The 19,307-nt window shown below is 71.6% G+C and carries 16 protein-coding genes; 2 read left to right on the top strand and 14 right to left on the bottom strand.

All coding sequences use genetic code 11. The features are described from left to right. The 10 genes from VFZ20_RS03665 to VFZ20_RS03710 all read right to left on the bottom strand — a co-directional run. Positions 1–1,222: putative peptidoglycan glycosyltransferase FtsW (locus tag VFZ20_RS03665; protein WP_329682472.1), on the bottom strand; the 1,222-nt coding region annotated here is incomplete at its 3' end. Further along, positions 1,219–2,598: a UDP-N-acetylmuramoyl-L-alanine--D-glutamate ligase gene (murD, locus tag VFZ20_RS03670; RefSeq protein ID WP_329682473.1), complete on the bottom strand. Its 1,380-nt coding sequence runs from the start codon at positions 2,596–2,598 to the stop codon at positions 1,219–1,221. The genes murD and VFZ20_RS03665, both read right to left, overlap by 4 nt. Further along, a complete protein-coding gene (gene mraY, locus VFZ20_RS03675; protein ID WP_329682474.1) occupies positions 2,598–3,707 on the bottom strand; it encodes a phospho-N-acetylmuramoyl-pentapeptide-transferase in 1,110 nt (369 codons plus the stop codon). The genes murD and mraY overlap by 1 nt, the downstream gene beginning before the upstream one ends. Positions 3,708–3,722: 15 nt before the next feature. Further along, positions 3,723–5,132 (bottom strand): UDP-N-acetylmuramoyl-tripeptide--D-alanyl-D-alanine ligase, encoded by a 1,410-nt coding sequence (locus VFZ20_RS03680; protein ID WP_329682475.1) that lies wholly within the window; start codon positions 5,130–5,132, stop codon positions 3,723–3,725. Continuing rightward, the gene (locus tag VFZ20_RS03685) at positions 5,129–6,649 is read right to left on the bottom strand and encodes a UDP-N-acetylmuramoyl-L-alanyl-D-glutamate--2,6-diaminopimelate ligase (RefSeq protein WP_329682476.1); all 1,521 of its coding nucleotides are present in this window, start codon (positions 6,647–6,649) and stop codon (positions 5,129–5,131) included. Before VFZ20_RS03685 ends, VFZ20_RS03680 begins: the two co-directional genes overlap by 4 nt. Continuing rightward, positions 6,646–8,661 carry a penicillin-binding transpeptidase domain-containing protein gene (locus tag VFZ20_RS03690; protein ID WP_329682477.1) on the bottom strand — a complete coding sequence of 672 codons (2,016 nt, stop codon included), beginning with the start codon at positions 8,659–8,661 and terminating at the stop codon, positions 6,646–6,648. The genes VFZ20_RS03685 and VFZ20_RS03690 overlap by 4 nt, the downstream gene beginning before the upstream one ends. Next, the gene (locus VFZ20_RS03695) at positions 8,658–9,062 is read right to left on the bottom strand and encodes a hypothetical protein (RefSeq protein WP_329682478.1); all 405 of its coding nucleotides are present in this window, start codon (positions 9,060–9,062) and stop codon (positions 8,658–8,660) included. The genes VFZ20_RS03690 and VFZ20_RS03695 overlap by 4 nt, the downstream gene beginning before the upstream one ends. Continuing rightward, positions 9,059–10,000, bottom strand: coding sequence for a 16S rRNA (cytosine(1402)-N(4))-methyltransferase RsmH (gene rsmH, locus VFZ20_RS03700; protein WP_329682479.1), 942 nt, complete (start codon positions 9,998–10,000; stop codon positions 9,059–9,061). The genes VFZ20_RS03695 and rsmH overlap by 4 nt, the downstream gene beginning before the upstream one ends. Further along, on the bottom strand, positions 9,997–10,194 hold the full coding sequence (locus tag VFZ20_RS03705) for a hypothetical protein (RefSeq protein WP_329682480.1): 198 nt from the start codon (positions 10,192–10,194) through the stop codon (positions 9,997–9,999). Before VFZ20_RS03705 ends, rsmH begins: the two co-directional genes overlap by 4 nt. A gap of 26 nt (positions 10,195–10,220) precedes the next feature. Further along, complete coding sequence (locus VFZ20_RS03710; RefSeq protein ID WP_329682481.1) at positions 10,221–10,652, bottom strand: division/cell wall cluster transcriptional repressor MraZ; 432 nt, start codon at positions 10,650–10,652, stop codon at positions 10,221–10,223. An 866-nt stretch (positions 10,653–11,518) separates the two neighbouring features. Here VFZ20_RS03710 and VFZ20_RS03715 point away from each other — a divergent pair. Then, positions 11,519–12,523 (top strand): diacylglycerol/lipid kinase family protein, encoded by a 1,005-nt coding sequence (locus VFZ20_RS03715; RefSeq protein ID WP_329682482.1) that lies wholly within the window; start codon positions 11,519–11,521, stop codon positions 12,521–12,523. A 156-nt stretch (positions 12,524–12,679) separates the two neighbouring features. Here VFZ20_RS03715 and tnpA read toward each other — a convergent pair whose 3' ends face one another. Next, positions 12,680–13,087, bottom strand: a complete 408-nt coding sequence (gene tnpA / locus VFZ20_RS03720; protein ID WP_329682483.1) for an IS200/IS605 family transposase — start codon at positions 13,085–13,087, stop codon at positions 12,680–12,682. 265 nt (positions 13,088–13,352) lie between these two features. Next, positions 13,353–15,050 carry a D-aminoacylase gene (locus VFZ20_RS03725; protein ID WP_329682484.1) on the bottom strand — a complete coding sequence of 566 codons (1,698 nt, stop codon included), beginning with the start codon at positions 15,048–15,050 and terminating at the stop codon, positions 13,353–13,355. A 656-nt stretch (positions 15,051–15,706) separates the two neighbouring features. On the opposite strand from VFZ20_RS03725, the gene VFZ20_RS03730 reads away from it, so the two are divergent. Next, entirely contained in the window at positions 15,707–16,036 is a 330-nt protein-coding gene (locus VFZ20_RS03730) for a Txe/YoeB family addiction module toxin (RefSeq protein ID WP_329682485.1), read from the top strand. A gap of 148 nt (positions 16,037–16,184) precedes the next feature. Here the strand turns inward: VFZ20_RS03730 and VFZ20_RS03735 are convergent, their stop codons facing one another. Together VFZ20_RS03735 and nagB are read right to left on the bottom strand one after the other, a co-directional pair. Beyond that, positions 16,185–17,108 carry a BadF/BadG/BcrA/BcrD ATPase family protein gene (locus VFZ20_RS03735; protein ID WP_329682486.1) on the bottom strand — a complete coding sequence of 308 codons (924 nt, stop codon included), beginning with the start codon at positions 17,106–17,108 and terminating at the stop codon, positions 16,185–16,187. An 8-nt stretch (positions 17,109–17,116) separates the two neighbouring features. Further along, positions 17,117–19,114 carry a glucosamine-6-phosphate deaminase gene (gene nagB / locus VFZ20_RS03740; RefSeq protein WP_329682487.1) on the bottom strand — a complete coding sequence of 666 codons (1,998 nt, stop codon included), beginning with the start codon at positions 19,112–19,114 and terminating at the stop codon, positions 17,117–17,119. Positions 19,115–19,307 lie beyond the last annotated feature (193 nt).

Consider the following 19,307-nt stretch of genomic DNA (forward strand, 5'->3'; position numbering starts at 1 on the left):
ATCGCGCCACCTCCCGTCCGTCGGAGGCGCGCGCCACGCTGAGCAGGATGCCCACCGCCGCGAACGCCGTCAGCAGGGCCGACCGGCCGTAGGACATGAACGGCATCGCCACGCCCGTCGTCGGAAGCAGCGCCAGGGCCACGCCCATGTGCAGGAACGCCGACACGGCGATCAGGTTCGTCATCCCGATGGCCAGCAGGTAGCCAAAGCGGTCCGGCGCCCGCGCCGCGATGCGGTAGCCCACCACCAGGAAGCCGGCGAAGATCACCACGCACGCCAAAATGCCCAGCAGCCCCCACTCCTCCGCGATCATGGAGAAGAGAAAGTCGTTGTGCGGCTCGGGGAGGAACCCGTACTTCTGCTGGCTCTCGCCGAAGCCCACCCCGCTCAAGCCGCCGCTGCCGATGGCGATGAGCGACTGGTGGATCTGGTAGCTCACCCCGCCCGTGTCGTGCATCGGGTCGAGAAATGCCGCGATTCTGCGCGCGCGGTAGCCCTCGCCCTCGATGAGCTTCCACAGCACGGGCACGGCCAGCAGCCCCAGCAGGATGAAGTGGCCGATGCGCGCCCCGCCCGCGAACAGCACCAGCGCCGCGAGGAGGACGATCAGCAGGGCCGCGCTCATGTTGGGCTGCTTGAGCACCAGCAGCACGATGGGCATCCACACCACCAGGAAGGGCATGAGGCCCTTGCTCAGCGAGTGCAGCTTGTCGGCCTTCTTGACGGCCAGGGCCGCCGTCCACGCGATGACGGCGATCTTGGCGAACTCCGACGGCTGGAACTGGATGCCCACGTTCAGCCAGCGGCGCGCGCCGTTCACCCGCGGGGCGATGGCCTCCGTCCCCGGCATGACGACGAGGACCAGCATGGCCGTCACCGCCAGCAGCATGGGCCAGGCGATGCGGCGCCAGCGGCGGTAGTCCATCCTCGCCAGGGCGATGGCGATCACGGCGCCCATCACCGCGCCCGTGAGCTGCTTCCAGGCGAAGTAGTGCCCCGGCAGCCCGTTGCTGGCGGCCAGGAACGAGCTGGCGCTGTACATCTCCGTGAGCCCAAAGGCGAACGCGGCCAGCGTGAGCGCCACCAGGGCGCGCATCTCCCACGTTTCCTCGCGCACGGCGGCGGGCGCCCGGCTGGGCGCGCGCTCGCGCGGCGTCACGGCCGGCTGCGCGGGCGCGGCGGCCGTGCGCTTGCGGCGCCATCCCAGTGCGATGCTCGTCATCCTGCGCGCCCCTCCCGGGCCAGCTGGGCGAAGCGCTCTCCCCGCGCCTCGTAGTTCCTGAACATGTCGAAGCTGCTGCACGCCGGGCTCAGCAGCACGGCGTCACCCTCGTGCGCCCTCTCCCGCGCGCGGCGGACGACGTCCTCGAACGGGCCGTCCACGCGCTCCACGGGCGCCTTGCCCTCCAGGTCCGCCACGATGAGCGGCGCGGCCTCGCCGTACGCGATCACCGCGCGGACGTGGCCCGCCAGGTCCGGCAGCAGCTCCGTGTACGGCTCGCCCTTGTGCTTGCCGCCCAGCAGCAGCACCGTCGGCCGGGTCATGCCGCGGACGGCCACCCGCGTGGACGCGATGTTGGTGGCCTTGCTGTCGTTGACCCACAGCACGCCGTCCACGTCGGCCACGGGCTGCAGGCGGTGCGGCGGCGCCTGGAACGTGCGCAGCCCCTCCGCGATCCCCTCCAGCGATGCGCCCGCCAGCCGCGCGGCCAGCGCCGCCGCCAGCGCGTTGGCGATGTTGTGCGGCCCCAGGATCTGCAGCCCCGCCGCGGGGATCACCCGCTCGGTGCGTCCCGGCTCCGTGCGGATCACCAGCGTGCCGCTCGACACCCATCCGCCCAGCTCGTCCTCCGAGTCCGGCGGCGTCTCCGCGCGAAAGTACAGGCGCGTGCCCGGCGCGTCGCCCAGCAGCGTGGCCGCGCGCTCGTCCTCCGCGTTCAGGATCCACAGGCTGTCGGCGGAGGCGTTGACGTACATCCGCGCCTTGTCCGCGTAGTACGCCTCCAGGTCCGGGTACCAGTCCAGGTGGTCCGGGGCCAGGTTCGTCAGCACGCCGATCTTCGGATTGAAGTGGCGGATGCCCCCCAGCTGGAACGAGCTGCACTCCACGATGGCCCACGCCGGCTGGGGCTCGCGCAGGGCCACCTCGCTGAGCGCCGTGCCGATGTTGCCGCCCGCCACCGCGTCGATGCCGTCCCCGCGCATCAGGTGCTCGATGAGCGCCGTCACGGTCGTCTTTCCATTCGTCCCCGTGATGGCGATGACGGGGCAGTCCAGCTGCTCGTACGCCAGCTCGATCTCGGGAACGACGGGGATCCCCCCGATCGCCTCTTCCTTCAGCACCTTCGCCGTGGGCGGGATGCCGGGGGACAGGACGATGCGGTCCGACGCGCCCAGCTTGGTCAAATCGTGCCCGCCCGTCTCCGCGTCGCCGCCGAGCGAACGGACGGTCTCCGCCGCCTGGCGCGACGCGTCGGAATCGCCGGCGTCGCTGGCGTAGACGCGCGCGCCGCGGGCCAGGGCCAGCCGCGCGGCGGCCAGCCCGCTGCGGGCCAGCCCCAGGATCCCGATCTGCTCGCCCGCGAGGGACTTCGGCATCAGCGGATCTTGAGCGTGGCGAAGGCGGCCAGGGCGCAGATGATCCCCGCGATCCAGAAGCGGATGATCACCTTGCTCTCGTGCCAGCCGATCTGCTCGAAGTGGTGATGCAGCGGCGCCATCCGGAAGATGCGCCGGCCCGTGCCCGTGCGGTTCTTGGTCCACTTGAAGTAGACCGTCTGCGAGGCCACGGAGAGCGCCTCGGCCACGAAGACGGCGCCCACGATGGCCAGCAGGAACTCCGCCTTGAGCATCACCGCCACGGCGCCCAGCACGCCGCCGATGGCCAGCGAGCCCGTGTCGCCCATGAACACCTCGGCCGGGTGCGCGTTGTACCACAGGAAGCCCATGCATCCGCCGGCCAGCGCCACGCAGAAGATGCTCAGCTCGCCCACGCCCGGCAGGTAGAACACGTTCAGGTAGTCCGACGCGTCGATGCGGCCCAGCAGGTACGCGAACACGCCGAAGGTGGCGCAGGCGATGGCGCTGAGCCCCGCCGCCAGGCCGTCCAGGCCGTCCGTCAGGTTCACCGCGTTGCTGCAGCCCACGACGATGAACGCCACCCACAGGATGTACAGGGGCGGCCAGAACTCCATGTGGATGCTCTTGAAGAACGGGATCTGCGTCCACGTGGCCGGGATGGGCGCGCTCATGTCCAGCAGCACCAGCGCCGTCCCCAGCACGATCCCGATCCCCGCCTGCCCCACGATCTTGTACCGCCCCTTGAGGCCGCCCGTGTTCTTGCGGACGATCTTGAGGTAGTCGTCCAGGAACCCCACGATCCCCAGGACGATGAGGACGACGAGGGCCAGGATGGTGTACCAGTTGTCCAGCCTCGCCCACAAAAAGACGGGGATGACGGTGCTGAGGATGATCAGCACGCCGCCCATGGTGGGCGTCCCGCTCTTGCCCAGGTGCGTCTGGGGGCCCTCGGTGCGCACCACCTGCCCCACCTTGAGCATCCGCAGCCGCGAGATGATGGCGGGGCCGAACCAGAACGCCACCGCGAACGCCGTCACCACCGCCCCCGCCGCCCGGAACGTCTGGAAGCGGAAGAGGTTGAAGGCGATGTTGTACTGCGCCAGCGGCACCAGCAGGAGGTAGAACACGGAATCCGTTCCCGGTCAGGCGGTCTGCGGTGAGCCCTGCGCGAAGTCACGCTCGATGAGCGGAAGGAGCCGCTCCAGCTGCACGCCCCGCGAGCCCTTGAGCAGCAGGGTCTCGCCCCCGCGCAGGGTGGGGCGCAGCGCCTCGTACGCCTGCAGCGGGTCCTCGGCCGCGATCAGCCGGTCTCCCAGCTCGCTGTCGTTCTCGCCAAAGGCGCGGACGAACTCGCCGGTCGCCACCACGCGGTCGATGCCGTGGCCGATCAATCCCGCGGCGTGCAGGGCCAGCTCGCGGTGCAGCCGGTCGCCATGGTCGCCCAGTTCGCGCATGGTGCCGATGACGGCGATCTTCTCCCCCTCCGCCGGCACCGTGGCCAGCAGGTCCAGCGCCGCGCGCATGCTGGGCGGGTTGGCGTTGTAGCAGTCCGCGATGAGGTTCATGGGCCCGATGCGCACCCACTCGTTGCGCATCTTGGGCGCCTTCATCGCCCCCAGCCCGCGCACGGCGTCCTCCAGCGGCACGCCCCACTCCACGGCCACGCCCAGCGCCAGCAGCGCGTTGCGGACGTTGTGCATCCCCGGCAGGGGAAGGTGGACGGGCACGCCGCGGAAGCTCCACTCCGTGCTGCCGTCCGGGCGGAAGCGAACGCCCTCCTTGCCTCCGTCCGGCCGCAGGTCCGTCTCGCTGCTGAAGCCCGCCACCCGCAGCCGCACGCCGCCGATGCGCTGCATGGCACCCTCCGGCAGCTCGTTGGGCTCGTCCGCCACGACGCCGACCCCGTTCTGCCGCAGCCCGTCGAACACGGCCAGCTCCTCCTGCAGCACGCCCTCCACGGAGCCCAGCCCCTCCAGGTGCTCCTCGCCAATGGAGGTGATGAGGGCCGCGTCCGGCTCCACGATGCGCGACAGCAGCGTGATCTCGCCCGGCTCGTTGGTCCCCGTCTCCACGATCACGGCCTCCGCCTCGTCCGGCGTGGCCAGGAGCGTGAGGGGCACGCCCACCTGGTTGTTCAGGTTGGCATCCGTGGCGTGCACCCGGAACGCGGGCGACAACACGGCGCGCAGCAATTCCTTCGTCGTCGTCTTGCCGTTGCTCCCCGCGACGGCGACCACGCGCCCGCCCAAGGCCCGGCGCCGATGCCGGCCCAGCGCGCCCAGCGCGTGCAGCGTGTCGGGGACCACGAAGAGGGGCATGCCCTCCGGCGCGCCCTCCGCGCGGCTGACAATGGCGGCCAGGGCGCCGGACTGCGCGGCCTGCGCCAGGTAGTCGTGCCCGTCGAAGTTGGCGCCCCGCAGGGCGACGAACAGCGAGCCGGGCGCGATGTGGCGCGTGTCCGTCGAAATGCCCGTGAACTCCATCATGCCCACGGGGGCATCGAGCCCCAGCGCGGCGCGAACCTCGTCGGCGGTCCAGCGGAACCCCGTCAAACGTCACCTCCAGCGGCGGAATGCATCTCCGCGAGGAGCTCCTGCACGATCGCGCGCTCATCGAACGGACGCTTTTCCGTGCCGACGATCTGGTACGTCTCGTGGCCCTTGCCGGCCAGGAGCACCAGGTCGTCCGGGCGTCCTTCGGTGAGTGCGGTGCGGATGGCCTCGCGTCGGTCGGAAAGCCGCAGGCGCGGTGCATCCTCCATGCCGCGTTCGATGTCGTCCAGGATCCGCTCGGGATCTTCCGTCCGCGGGTTGTCGGAGGTGACGATGGCCAGGTCCGCCAGGCGCGCGGCGATGGCGCCCATCTCCGGCCGCTTGCCCGTGTCGCGGTCGCCCCCCGCGCCGAAGACGACGATCAGCCGCCCCTTCACGAGCGGACGGACGGCCAGCAGGGCCCGCTCCAGGGCATCCGGCGTGTGGGCGTAGTCACGCAGCACGGTGGCGCTGGCCGGCGGGCCGGAGATGCGCTCCAGCCGGCCGGGCACCTGCGGCAGCGCCCCCAGCGCCTCCGCGATCCGCCCCGGCGTCCACCCCAGGGACCAGAGGACGGCGGCGGAGGCGACGGCGTTGCTGACGTTGAAGTCGCCGAAGATGGGCAGGGCCACGGGCTCGCTGCCGTCCGGCGTCCGCAGGGTGAACTCCATCCCCCCGGGGCCCACGCGCATGTCCTCCGCCGCCACGTCCGCCTGCTCCGGGTGCGCCACCCCGAAGCGGATGGTCCGCCCCACGGGCGAGGTCACGTCGCGCCACTCGGGATCGTCGCAGTTCATCACGGCGGCGCCGTTGGGCTTCAGCAGCGCAAGGAGGCGGAGCTTGGCCTCGCGGTACGCCTCCATCGTCCCGTGATAGTCGAGGTGGTCACGGGTGAGGTTGGTGAAGACGGCCGCGTCGAAGCGGGCCGCCGCCATCCGCGCCTGGTCCAGCGCGTGGCTGCTGACCTCCATGGCCACGCGGCTGACGCCCTCGTCCAGGAAGCGGCGCAGCCACCGCGCGGCCTCCACCGGCCCCGGCGTCGTCAATCCCTCCGTCCCCGGGATCACCTCGCCGTCCGCGCCGATGGCGCCCAGCGTGCCGATGTAGCCCGCGCCGCCGTCCAGCCCCAGCAGGTGGCGCAGCATGGCCGCCGTCGTCGTCTTGCCGTTGGTGCCCGTCACGCCCACGAGCGTCATCTCCGCCCACGGGTCGCCGAAGAACTCCGCGGCGGCGAACGCTGCGCCCAGCCGCCCATCCGACACGCAGACCTGCGGCGTGGGGACGGCGTCGTCGCACGCCTCGGCCACGATGCCCGCCGCGCCCAGCTCCGACACGGCGGACAGGTACTGGTGGCTGTCGGCGCTGGTGCCGCGCCAGGCGCAAAAGACGGCGCCCACGCGCACCTGCCGCGAATCCGCCGTCACGTCCCACACCTCGCGAGTGGCGTGGCCCGCGGACAAACGGCCGTCGCCCGCCAGGAGGTCCTCGCGGGCGAGACGCGCCTCGAGGGCGCCGAGCGTGGTGCGGCGGTTGGTCATCGGCTTTCTCCCACGATCAGCAGCGTGTCTCCGCGGGCCACGGGCTGCCCCGCGGCGGGCTGGGTGGAGCGCACGGCGCCGCTTCCCTGCACCCGGACGCGGACGCCCAGCGCGTGCAGCCTGCGCGCCGCGTCCCGCAGCGGCAGCCCGCTCACGTCGGGCACGGGCACCACGTCCGCCGGGGGCGGTTCCGCCGCCTTGCGCAGCTCCTCCGTGCTCACGAAGACGTACACGCCCTCCGCGCCGGCCGGCGGCGGGTCGCTGCGCGTGTCGCCGGTCTTCGACGGCGGCGCCTGCGCGGGGAGCCGCGTGGCCAGCAGGGCGCGCCGGTCCAGTCCGGGCGAGCGCGCGGCCAGGATGGCCTGCAGCGTCTCGCGGGTCACGGGCGCCGCCGTCAGCCCGCCGTAGTAGTCGCCCTGGGGCCGGTCCAGGCGGACGAGGATCGTCAGCTGGGGATCGCGCGCGGGAAAGAAGCCCACGAAGGTGGCGTTGTACGCGCCCGCCTCGTATCGCCCGTTCGCTCCGGTCCGCCGCGCCGTCCCCGTCTTGCCGGCCACCTCGAAGGTGGAGAGCGACGCCCGCGTGGCCGTGCCGTCCTCCACGACGGAGACCAGCACGTCGCGGATCTGCGTGGCGACGTTGCGCGGCACCACGCGGCGCACCTCGCGGGGCTCGCGGCGCTCCAGCGTGCGGCCGCCGGACGCGCGCACCTCGCGGACCAGGCGCGGCTCCATGAGCGAGCCGCCGTTGGCCAGGGCGCCGTACGCCAGGGCCAGCTGCAGGGGCGTGACGCTCACCTCGTAGCCCGTGGCCAGGGAGGACGACGTCATCCGCGACCAGCGGTCCGGCCTCGGCAGGCGCCCGCCGGACTCCACCGGGTACTCCACCCCCGCCGGCGTGCCGAAGCCGAAGTCGCGCAGGTAGCCGAACTGCTGCCCGGGCGAAAGGCGCGGCGCGAACTTGACCATGCCGATGTTGCTGCTCACCCGCAGCGCGTCGCGCAGGGTGAGCATGTCGTACGGGTGCACGTCCGTGTGCACGCGGCCGTTGGGGTCCGTCCAGCGGCCGCCCTCGCCGCTCACCCGCTCCTCCATCCGCGCCCGGCCCGTGGCCAGCAGGGTGGAGACGAAGAACGGCTTGAGGACGGAGCCCGGCTCGTACGGCTCGATGAAGGCGCCCACGTCGCGCACGCCGCCGGCCCGCTTGCTCACGGCGGCCAGGATCTCCCCCGTCCGCGGATCGAGGAGAAGCAGGTCGCCGCCGGACGCGTTGGTGCTGTCGATGGCCTGCTGGAGCGCCGCATCGGCGATCTCCTGCAGGTCGAAGTCGATGGTCAGGTAGACGTCGTTGCCGTCCGTGGCCTCCACGGCGGGAAGGGCGACGGACGCCATCTGCTTGCCCCGCGCGTCGCGGCGCAGGATGGAGTAGCCGTCGCGCCCGCGCAGCATCTCGTCAAGCGCCTGCTCCATGCCGCCCTGCGCGCGCCCGTCCGCGCCCACGCCGCCCAGCACCTCGCGGCCCACGCGGCCCTGCGGGTAGAAGCGCTCCAGCCGGCGCTCCCAGTGCAGTCCGCGGGCGTCGCCCAGGGCGCGGCGCTGGTCCGCCGTAAAGCGGCCGGGGAGCACGATCCACTTCCGCCGGGGGTCCGTGGCGCGGCGGGCGGCGGCGCGCGTCAGGTCAAGCGCGTCGCTCAGCCGCGCCGCCGTCTCGTCGCGGTCGCGCAGCTCGTTGGGCGCGATGGACAGGCCGAACGTCTCGCGCGTGAGCGCCAGCGGGACGCCGTCCCGGTCCAGGATGGCGCCGCGGCGCGCGGGAAGCGGCACGCGGGCCTGGTGCTGGTCCGCCGCGGCCTGCTTCCACTGCTTTCCCTCGAACCCCTGCAGCTGAACGGACCGGCCGACGACCAGGCCGGCGGCCAGCAGGATGGACGCGACGAGCAGGCGGCGCCGGTTGCGCAGCCGCTCCTCGCTGTCCCAGCCCACGCGGACGGGGAGCTTTTCGCCCGTGCTCACGGCCGTGCCTCCAGCGCCTGCGCGGGGACGGGCAGCAGCACCACCTCGTCGTCACGCGCCACGTGCAGCCCCAGGCGCTGCTGCGCCACGCGGGTGACCCGCGCGCGCGTCTGCAGCCCCTGGATGCGGTTGGCCCACTCCACCCGCTCCGCCTCCGCGATGCTCGTCTCGTTCTCCAGCCGCGTCAGCTCCCGCTGGCGCGCCACGCCTTCCGTCTGCCGCCAGACCACGGACACCAGCGATCCCGCCATGCAGCAGACGACGAATCCCCGAAAAAGGGCGGAGCGCCGCCGCTCGCGCCGCTCCGCGCGGCCGGCCTGCGGCGCCTCCCACTGGGCGGCCTTTTCCGCCGCGCGGGCCCGCAGGGGGCGGCGCAGCGCGTCGAACGCGTCCGTGCTCACGCGGCCCTCCACCCGCGCAGGCGGGCGCTGCGGGCGCGGGGGTTGGCGGCCACCTCCTCGTCGGACGCGGAGACGGGCTTGCGCGTGAGCGTGGTGCCCAGCGCGCGGCCCCGGCACCTGCACACGGGCAGGCCCGGCGGGCACACGCACTCCAGGCTCCAGTCGCGAAAGGCGTTCTTCACCAGCCGGTCTTCCAGCGAGTGGTACGACATGACCGCGAAGACGCCGCCCGGCGCCAGCGCGTCGCGAAAGCGCTCCAGGGCGCGCTCCAGCGCCTCGATTTCCCCGTTCACGGCAATGCGCAGCGCCTGGAAGATGCGCGCGCGGTCCGCGATCTCCGTCCGCGCGCCCAGGGCGCGGTCGATGGCGCGCTGCAGCTGGTCGCTGGTCTCGAACGGCTCCGCGTCGCGCATCTCGGCCACGACGCGGGCCAGCTTCCGCGAGCGCCGCTCCTCGCCGTAGCGGTAAAAGACGTTGGCCAGCTCCGCCTCATCCATCTCGTTCAGCAGGTCCGCCGCCGTGGGCTCGTCCGCCGTTCCCTGCCCCATCCGCATGTCCAGGGGCGCGCCGGGACGAAAGGTGAACCCGCGCGCGTCCACGTCGACCTGGTGCGAGCTGATCCCCAGGTCCAGCAGCACGCCGTCCAGCGTTCCATCCGCGATCCCCGCCGTCTCCAGCGCGTCGGCGAAGTTGGCCTTCACGGGGCGAAACCGCTCGCCGAAGCGCGCCAGCCGCGTCCCTGCCTCGGCCAGCGCGTCGGGGTCGCGGTCCACGCCGTAGAGGATGGCGGACGGCCCGCGCTCCAGCAGCGCCTCGGAGTGCCCGCCCCCGCCCAGGGTTCCGTCCAAAAACGTCCCGCCCCGCTCCGGCTGGAGCAGGTCCATGCACTCACGCACCATGACGGGCGCGTGATAGCCCGACGCGTAGGGGAGCGTCACGCCGCCACGAGGGCGCCGCGGGCGTTGCGGCGCGTGACCATGGCCTGGCAGGCGCGGCAGCAGAACCAGCTGGTGCCCAGAAAGGACGCCAGCTCTTCCACGGGCTCGAAAGGCCCCACGTGCCGGTCCATCCCGCACGGCACCGGCGGCGCGGCAAGCGGAGCGAGCGGGGCGAGGTTCGCGGGAAGGACCATTCGGTCTCCGGGTCGGATGAAGGGATCTAGCCGAAAATCTGGTGCGTGAGCCGGTCCACGTCGGGCACGGGCTCGGCCGTAACGGCGGCGAAGCGGTCGGGGCTCCACAGCTCGATGCGGTCGATGGCGCCCACGACGAGGGTGGGTCCCGTGATCCCCACGGCCTCCTGCAGGCGGGCGGGGACCAGGATGCGGCCCTGCTTGTCGGGCACGACCTCGGCGGCGTTGGCCGTCACCCGCAGCACGTACGGCCGGGCCTGCGGGTTCAGCCGAAGCATCTCGCGCAGGCGGGTTTCGACCTCCACCCACGTCTGGCGGGGGTAGAGGGTGAGGGCGTCGGGAAACGCATGCACCAGGACCATCGGCTCCTCTCCCCCGTCTCGCCGAAACGAGGCGGGGAGGCTGAGCCGGCCCTTGTCGTCGATCTGGTGCTGATAGCTTCCCAGGAAGCCGGTCATGGGGTTCCGTTGCCCGTGCCCGCCATCATCCCCCACAATCCCCCACTTCATCCCACCACGACCCACAAGGTAATGGGGTCCGGGGGAGAGTCAAGGCGAACATACGCCGAACGAGCAGGGTGGCCGGATGCGGGAGGATGCAGGCGTGGCGCGGGATGCGGGTCCGGAGCGAGGCCGGAGCGGGCGCGGTGGGGAAAAGTGGGGAGGATTCGGCGGGGTGGATGGGGCGGATGCGGATCGGCGGCGGATGCGGATCGGGCGGCAGATGCAGATCAGGCGGCGGATGCAGATCGGGGGGCGATGCGGATCGGGCGGTGGACGCGGATCGGGTGGCAGAGGCGGACGTGGATCGGGCGGGTGGATCCGAATCGGCAGAGCGATATGGGACAGCGCGCGGGGCAGAAGCCGTACCCCGACCGAAACGCCGGGACCCAGCCTGAGCGGATAAATCCGCCGCTGGGAAAGCCATAAGCCCTGTCTCGCGCCGACGCGCTCTGCGAACAGGGCTTCAACCGCCAAGACGGGCCGCGACCCGGCGGCGAAGCGTGTTTCCACCGCGGGATGGCGGCGGTGCAGTCCGCGCAGGCGGACTTCGCGAAGTTCCAGCGGCGAATTCATTCGCTCCGGCGCGGGACCGAAGGTGAGCCGGGCCTGACGTAGCTATCCGGCGTGTCGCGGTTGAGCACAAGCCATCCACCGCCAAGCCCCGTAGAAGTGTACACCCTCTCCCGCGCAGTTTGCGGGAGAGGGCCGCGAGGAACGAGCGGGGTGAGGGCCCCCCGCGGGTGAGGGCCCTCCCTGGCGTACCTCTTGCTCCCTCCGGCGCCGACCCGAGTGCAGACCGAGCCCCCACGCGGACGTATCCCGTGCAGATCTCTCTCATCATCAACCCGCCGTCGCCCGAGGCGGTGGAGTCGCTGCGGCGCGGGGTGGAACGGCTGCGCGCCGAGGGCCATACGGTGCATCCCCGCGTGACCTTCGAAAGCGGCGACGCGCACCGGTTCGCCTGGAAGTCCGCGGAGTACGGCGCGGACCTCGTGGTGGCGGGCGGCGGCGACGGCACCATCAACGAGGTGGTGAACGGGCTGTTCGACTGGATCGAGGGGCACGAGGACAGCGCATCGGTGCTGCCGCGGCTGGGCATTGTGCCGCTGGGCACGGGCAACGACCTGGCGGGCGGGCTGGGCATCCGCACGGGCGACCCCGAGGGCGCGCTGCTGGAGGCGGCCGCCGGCCACCCGTACCGCGTGGACGTGGGGCAGGTGAACGGGCGCTACTTCCTGAACGTGTCCACGGGCGGCGCCGGCGCCGAGGCCACGGACGACGCCCCCGCCGAGCTCAAGCGCGTGCTGGGGCCCGTGGCGTACCTCGTGACGGGCGTCAAGAAGTTCGTGCAGCTCAAGGCGTCGCATGCCCGCTTCACGGCCAACGGCGAGACGGTGTTCGAGGGCGGGTTCCTGCTGTTCGCCGTGGGCAACGCGTGGCGCACGGGCGGCGGCAACTGGGTGACGCCGGGGGCCGACCCGGCCGACCGGCTGCTGGACCTGTGCATCGTGGAGGAGATGAGCCACGTGGACATCGTGCGCCTGGCGCCGCAGATCCGCGCGGGGCGGCACGTGAACCACCCCAAGGTCACGTACCTCAAGGTGCCGGAGCTGCTGGTGGAGTCCGAGGAGGAGATGACGGTGAACGCCGACGGCGAGCCGCTCACGGCCCGCCGCTTCGAGTACGGCCTGGGCGCGCACCGCCTGACGCTGATGGTGCCGCGCGTCCCCGACGGCGCCGAGGCCCCCGGCCGCCACGGCGCCGTCACGCCGGAGGAACAGGGTGAGGCGAGCGAGGCGGGAGAGGAGACACAGGCGGCAGAGTAAGGCCGGCCCGCCGCAGGAGAATTCCGAGGCCGTACGCTTGTGCGTTAACGCTTGCCCCCAGCCTGAGCGGGTAAACCCGCCGCTGGGACAGCCATAAGCCCCGTCTCGGCGCCGCTGTCGCGTCGCCGAACGGGGCTTCAACTGCTCTCCTGCCTGCTATTCCTGCGTGTCCTCCAGGGCTCGGTACGTCGTCCCGTTCTTGTGATGCGCCTCCTGGTTCAGCACGTACTCGCGCGCCCTCGCCAAGCCGGACGCCGAGAGCGTAAAGGCGCCGTACGCACCCTGCCACTTGAACGGTTTCCCCATCACCTGCGCCGCCAGGTAGGACGACGCGCCCTTCATCCGCCCCACGAGATCGGAGATCGCTAACGTCGGCGGATAGCGGGTAAGCACGTGCACGTGGTCCTCGATGCCGCCCATCGCAATCACCTCCGCGCCCATCTCCGATGCGTGGCGCTGCATCATGGGATAGATGCGGTCGCGGATGTCCGGTGTGATCAACGGCGCGCGGTCCCATGTGGCCCAGATGAGGTGCACGTACAGCCGTGTCTTTGGATGACGCATGGGCACTCCTGAAGGCCGTCGTGAGCAGTTGAAGCCCCGCACGGCCGCGTGAGCGGCCGGGGCGGGGCTTATGGCTTTCCCAGCGGCGGGTTTACCCGCTCAGTCGGGAGCTGCGCTGGTCTGCTCGGAATATCTTGCACGACGCCCTCGTCCGGAACCCTGCCCGCCAACCAATCCGCGACGATTCGCGACCCCGTCCGCCGTTGCCGTTACCGTTGACTCCGTTGGCCGAAGGCCCCGTGTGAGCCAATCTGTTCCTCCGCGCTCAGCGGGTGCCACCGCGGCGAAGGGCCCGGCCGGGACGTGCATCCGTGGGGGTGCCGTCGCGCAGCACGGGGACGCCGTTCACGATCACGTGCACGATGCCCTCGCTCACCTGCACCGGCTCCTCGAACGTGGCGCGGTCGCAGACGGTGTTCGGGTCAAAGATGGTGAAGTCGGCGTACATCCCCTCCTTGATCACCCCGCGGTCGTCCAGCCCCACGCGCTGCGCGGGGAGCGAGGTAAAGCGGCGGATGGCATCCGGCAGCGTGATCACGCCCCGCTCGCGCACGTAGCGGCAAAGGATGCGGGGAAACGAGCCGTACGCGCGCGGGTGCGGCTTGCCGCTCACGGTGGAATCCGCGGCACGCGCGCCGGCATCGATGCCCACCATCACCCACGGCTGGCGCATGGCGTACTCGATGTCCTCCTCCGACATGGAGAAGTAGATGGCCGACGTCTCCGCGCGGTCCGCCAGCAGCAGGTCGAACACGGCGTCCACCACCTCCTGCCCGCGGGCGGCGGCCATCTCCGTCAGCCGCATGCCCTGGTAGCGGCGCAGGCTGTCCACCGTCACGCCCGCGATCATCACCCCCGACGGCCCGCCCGCGGACGTGCCGATGTTGGTCTCGGCCCCGCCCGCCGTGAGCTCCGCGCGCAGCCGGGCGCGCGTCGCCGGGTCCGCCAGGCGCGCCAGGAGCGAGTCCGTGCCGCCCGCGTGCGCCCAGTTGGGGATGATGGCGTCCAGCCCCGTGCCGCTGGCGGGGTACGGGTACTGGTCCGCCGTCACGTCCACGCCCCGCGCCCGCGCCGCGTCGATGGCGCCCACGGCCTGCGGCATCTTGCCCCAGTTGGGCCGGCCCGACGCCTTGAGGTGGTGGATCTGCACCCACGTCCCCGCCGTCTCGCCGATGCGGATGGCCTCGTTCACGGCCTCCACCAGCCGGTCGCCCTCGGAGCGCATGTGCGACGCGTACCCGCCGCCGTACGCCGCGGCCACCCGCGCCAGCTCGATGACCTCCTCCGTGGACGCGTACGACGCCGGCGCGTAGATCAGGCCGGAGCTGAGCCCCATGGCGCCGTCCTCCATGGCCGCCGCGACCAGGGCGCGCATGGTGTCCAGCTCCACGGGCGTGGGCGCGCGGTCGGCGTCGCCCATCACGTAGCGGCGCACGGAGCCCACGGTGACGAAGGTGCCCAGGTTGATGGCCGGCCTGGCCGCCTCCAGCGCGCGAAAGTAGCCGTCCAGGTCGCGCCAGGGCACGTCGTCCTGCCCCAGCTCGCGCAGGGTATTGGCGTTCACGGGCACCACGCTGGTCACCTCGCCCGTGATCTCGCTCGTGATGCCCTGGGTGATCTTGCTGATGGCCCGGCCGTCGCCCAGCAGCGGGTACTCCGAGTGGCCCAGCATGTCGATCCACCCCGGCGAGATGACGAGCCCCGTGGCGTCGAGCGTGTCGCGCGCCTGGGCCGTGCGCAGCAGCCCCACGGCCGCGATGCGGTCGCCGCGGATGGCCACGTCGCCGCGCACCCACGGGCTGCCCGTGCCGTCCACGATCATCCCGTTGCGGATGAGCAGGTCGTACGGCGCGTCGGCCGGCGCGGGCGCGGGCGCGGGCCCGACGGAGGGCGCGGGGCCCCCGCCGCAGGCCGCGGCGGCGAAACACAGCGGGGACAAAAGGAGCGATTTCAGCGGTCGCATCGGCCTCGACGAGGTAAAAAGCAAGACAACATCAGGAATCAGCCGTTCCGTCCATGGCGGATACTGGACGGACTTGACAGTCACGGCAAGTGTGATGCATCATAGAGCGTCGCCCCGACACCGCGAAACCCCGGCCCCGACATGCCATCGCGACGTTCGCGCCTTCGCACTCCGCCCACGTGGCGAGCCGGCCTGCGTCGGGGCGCCGTCCGCGATACGATGACCGCGTATCTGGCTGAGCACCCGGAATTGCTGGAGAGGTTGCGGCGGATGAGTCGCGAGTTGGACGCGTGGGCATGGGAGCCGATGTCGATGGAAGGTGTCCGCCAGCCGTTCGATTACGAGCCGCGGAGAACGATGACTCGAAACTCGAGTTCCTGCTGAGCTATGGCCACGAAGCTTTTGCGTCCGCGTATCCGCCCCACATGGATGGGGGGAATCCGGCGTGGGACGATACGGGATACGATGACCGGATATCTCGCGGAGCATCCCGACTTTGCGGACGAGATCCGACGCGTCAATTGGGAGCTGGATGCCATGGGATTTTTTGCCATGAGCATGGAACGCGTAAAACAGCCCTTCGACTACGTGCGCCGCTCCCCAGTCCGAAGGAGTTGTCTACGTAAGCCCCGAAAACCGTTTTGGGAGGATCAACGATGACTGCTGCCAAGTACCGACGTCCTCGGGATTCCGAACGATCGCCTGCCGTTCCCCTTGAAGAGCGGCAGGCGATTCTGCTTCGGACGTTCAGGTCCGATCTCGTGTACTGGATCGGGGCGGATCAGAAAACCGCTCTGCGCATCATGCGTCTGGTCGAAGAGGTTCTGCGCGACCCATTCTCCGGGATGGGAAAGCCGGAGCCCCTGAGACATGACATGCAGGGGCAATGGTCTCGCCGAATCACGCCGGAAGACCGGATCGTGTACCGTGTCAGGCCGGGTGGTATTCTCTTTTCGTTTGCGCGAGGGCATTACGGACGGCGCTGAATCACGCTCGCGGCGATCTGTCCGGTGCGAGGGAAGGCACGGGTGCGCGGGCGGACGCGTCGGCCAGGCGGCGGACCTCGGCGTCCGGGGGAGTCGAGCAGGAGGAAGAAAGCGGCGCGGGCGGGGAAGCCCGCGCCGAAAAGCGACGCTACGCCGCGGCGGCCGTGCCGGCGAGCGCGCGGGCGTAGGCGAGGGCGCCGTGCACGGCATCCGCCCGGGCGGGCTGGATCTGGTAGCGGTGGGCGTTCTGCGCCAGGTTGCGGTCCACGAGCGTGGCGTACAGCCCGCTGCGCAGCACACCCCCGTGAAAGACCACGGGCACGTCGCCGGGCCAGGGACCCAGCCGGTGCGCCAGGGCCATCACGTGGCTGGCCAGCTCCGCCGCCTGCTGCTCCACCAGCCGCAGGGCCACCGCGTCGCCCGCCGCGGCTACGTCCAGCACGTGCCGCGCGAGCGCCGCAACGTCGCCCTTGGCCGCGCGGCCCGCCCAGGGCGGAATCTCGCGCGGGCCTTCCATCTTGAGCAGCTCCAGCAGCACGGGGAGCAGGCGCGTGTCGGCCTCGCGCCCATCCACGGAGCGCAGGGCGGCCGCCAGCGCCGCGCGGCCCAGCGCGTAGCCGCTCCCCTCGTCGCCCACGTACATCCCCCAGCCGCCGCAGCGCTCGGTGCGCCCGTCCGGGCCGCGGCCGTACGCCACGGAGCCCGTGCCGGCGATGAGCAGCACGCCGGGCCCGCCGTCGAACGCGCCGTGCAGCGCGATCTCGCCGTCGCTCACCACGCGCGCCACGCCCGCCACGCCCGCCAGCGCCTGCTCCACGGCCACGCGCTCGGCCTCGTTGCCCACGCCTGCCAGCCCCGCGCACAGGGCCGCCGGCGGCGCCGAAAGCCCGGCCTGCGCCGACGCCATCCGCACCAGTTGCGCGATGACCTCGGCGCTGCGCTCGGGGTGGCGCGGGTCCACCAGGCCGGCGGCCCCGCTCACCCGCGCCAGCTCGTTGCCGGCGGCGTCGGCCAGGAGGAGGGTCGACTTTGTCCCTCCCCCGTCCACGCCCGCGAAGATCGATGGCTGCATCGAACGGTTCAGTGAGTCACCTGGCCGCCCGCCTCGCCCACCTCGGCCGAGTCGCCCTCCAGCCCCGGCTGTGAGCCCGTCCCCGTGCCGGGATAGTCCGTGGCGCGGCGCCGCCGCGAGCCTTCGCCCAGCGCGCTGGTGGACACCGTCTCCACCTCCAGCGGCTGGCCGTTGCGGCGGACGACGTACGCCTCCATGGCGAAGTACTCCGGAAGCCCCAGCCGGTCCACGATGCGCGCCGTGCCCGTGTTGCGCTCCTCCACGCGCTGCCAGAACTCGCGGTCGTCCTGCCCCGGGAACGGCGCCTTGTCCTTTTGGCTCTGGTGCTTGTAGATGGCCAGGATCTTGGTCCGCAGCTCCTCCTCGGAGAGCGGGACGAGCACGTCGGCCTCGCTCACGGGCCACTCCTGCCAGGCGCCGCGGTAGTACCACACCTCGGGCGCCGGGCCCGCGTACTCGTCCAGGGCGCGCATCACCGCCTCCAGGCACATGCGGTGGGTGCCGTGCGGGTCCGACAGGTCGCCGGCCACGAACACCAGCTCCGGCTTGTGGTCCTCCAGCAGCTCCAGGGTGATGCGCACGTCCTCGGGGCCGATGGGATCCTTGCGCACCTTGCCCGTCTGGTAGAAGGGCAGCTTGAGAAAGCACGCCTGCTCCTTGCGCATCCCGAACGTCTCGATGCCCGACACGGCCTCGGCCTCGCGGATGCGCTGCTTGATGGTCTGCACCTCGGGGATGTCGACCTGGCCGGGCTTCTTGTTGTCCAGGAACTGCTCCATCTTGCCCGTGAGGGCCTCGAGCCCCCCGTCGCCCACCTCGAAGTCGCGGCCAAAGCGGTTGAGGAAATCGAGGTACCGCCGCACCTCGTGGTCAAAGACGGCGATGTTGCCCGACGTCTGGTACGCCACGACGATGTCGTTTTCGTTCTGGTGCAGCTTGTTGAGAATGCCGCCCATGGAGATCACGTCGTCGTCCGGGTGCGGGCTGAAGACGATGATGCGCTTGCCCGCCGGCAGCTTGCTCTTGCCGCGGATCTTGGAGATGAGCGCGTTGAAGATCTCGCCGTTGAGCGGCCCCGCGCTGCCGTAGCGCGCCAGCAGGCTGGACAGGTGGTGCTCGCGGTAGTCGTCGTTGTCCAGGCGCAGGATGCTCTTGCCGGCCACCTCGCTCAGCCAGATGACGGCGCGCATCTCCAGGTCGCGCGTCCACCGCACCTCGCCCACCACCCACGGCGTCTTTACGCGCGTGAGCTCCGCCGCGGCGGCCGGGTCGATGTAGAAGGTGGCGTTGGGGTGCGTCTGCAGGTACGTGGCGGCCACGTCGGGGTCCGGCTCGCCCTCCACGGCGCGGCGCAGGATGCCGGCCTTGTGCTCGCCCGTGGCCACGAGGGCCACTTCCTTGGCCTCGAGGATGGAGGCCACGCCCATGGTGATGGCCTCCGTGGGCACGTTGTCCTCGCCAAAGAAGTCGGCGGCGGCGTCGCGGCGGGTCACGGTGTCCAGCGCGATCAGCCGCGTGCGCGACTCCACGCCGGAGCCCGGCTCGTTGAAGCCGATGTGGCCCGTCTTGCCGATGCCCAGCAGCTGGAAGTCGATCCCGCCCAGCGCGGCGATGTCCGCCTCGTACCGGCGGCAGTGCTCCTCCACCTGCTCGCGGGGGATGTCGCCGGGGGGGATGTTGACGTTCTCGCGCGGGATGTTGATGTGCTCGAACAGGTTCTCCCACATGTACCGGTGGTAGCTGTGGATGCTGTCCGGCGCCATGGGGTAGTACTCGTCGAGGTTGAAGCTCACGACGTTGCCAAAGTCGAGCCCTTCATCCCGGTGCATGCGGATGAGCTCGCGGTAGATGCCGATGGGCGTGCTGCCGGTGGCCAGGCCCAGCACGGCCGGGCGTCCCTCACCGTTGGCGGTGCGGATGACGTCGGCAATGCGGCGGGCCAGGGTGCTGGCGATCTGGTCGTGCTCGAGAATCTGAACGGGGACGCGCTCGCGGGACTGCGCCATGCGGCCTCAGGTCGGTCTGTCGGTTGCGGTCTGCCGTGCTGCTTGCGGCTTCGGAAATGGAACGGACGTGCGGCTGCACGCTCCGGGCCAGCAACGTGCGCGGGGCGTGGCAGGTGCGCTGGGGTACGGGCCAGGGTCTGCCGGAAGCGGACGGATCGTGCCGGCAGCGACCTGCTTGGACGGTTCGTGCCGG

This window comes from Longimicrobium sp. (genome assembly GCF_036280135.1).
GTDB lineage: Bacteria > Gemmatimonadota > Gemmatimonadetes > Longimicrobiales > Longimicrobiaceae > Longimicrobium.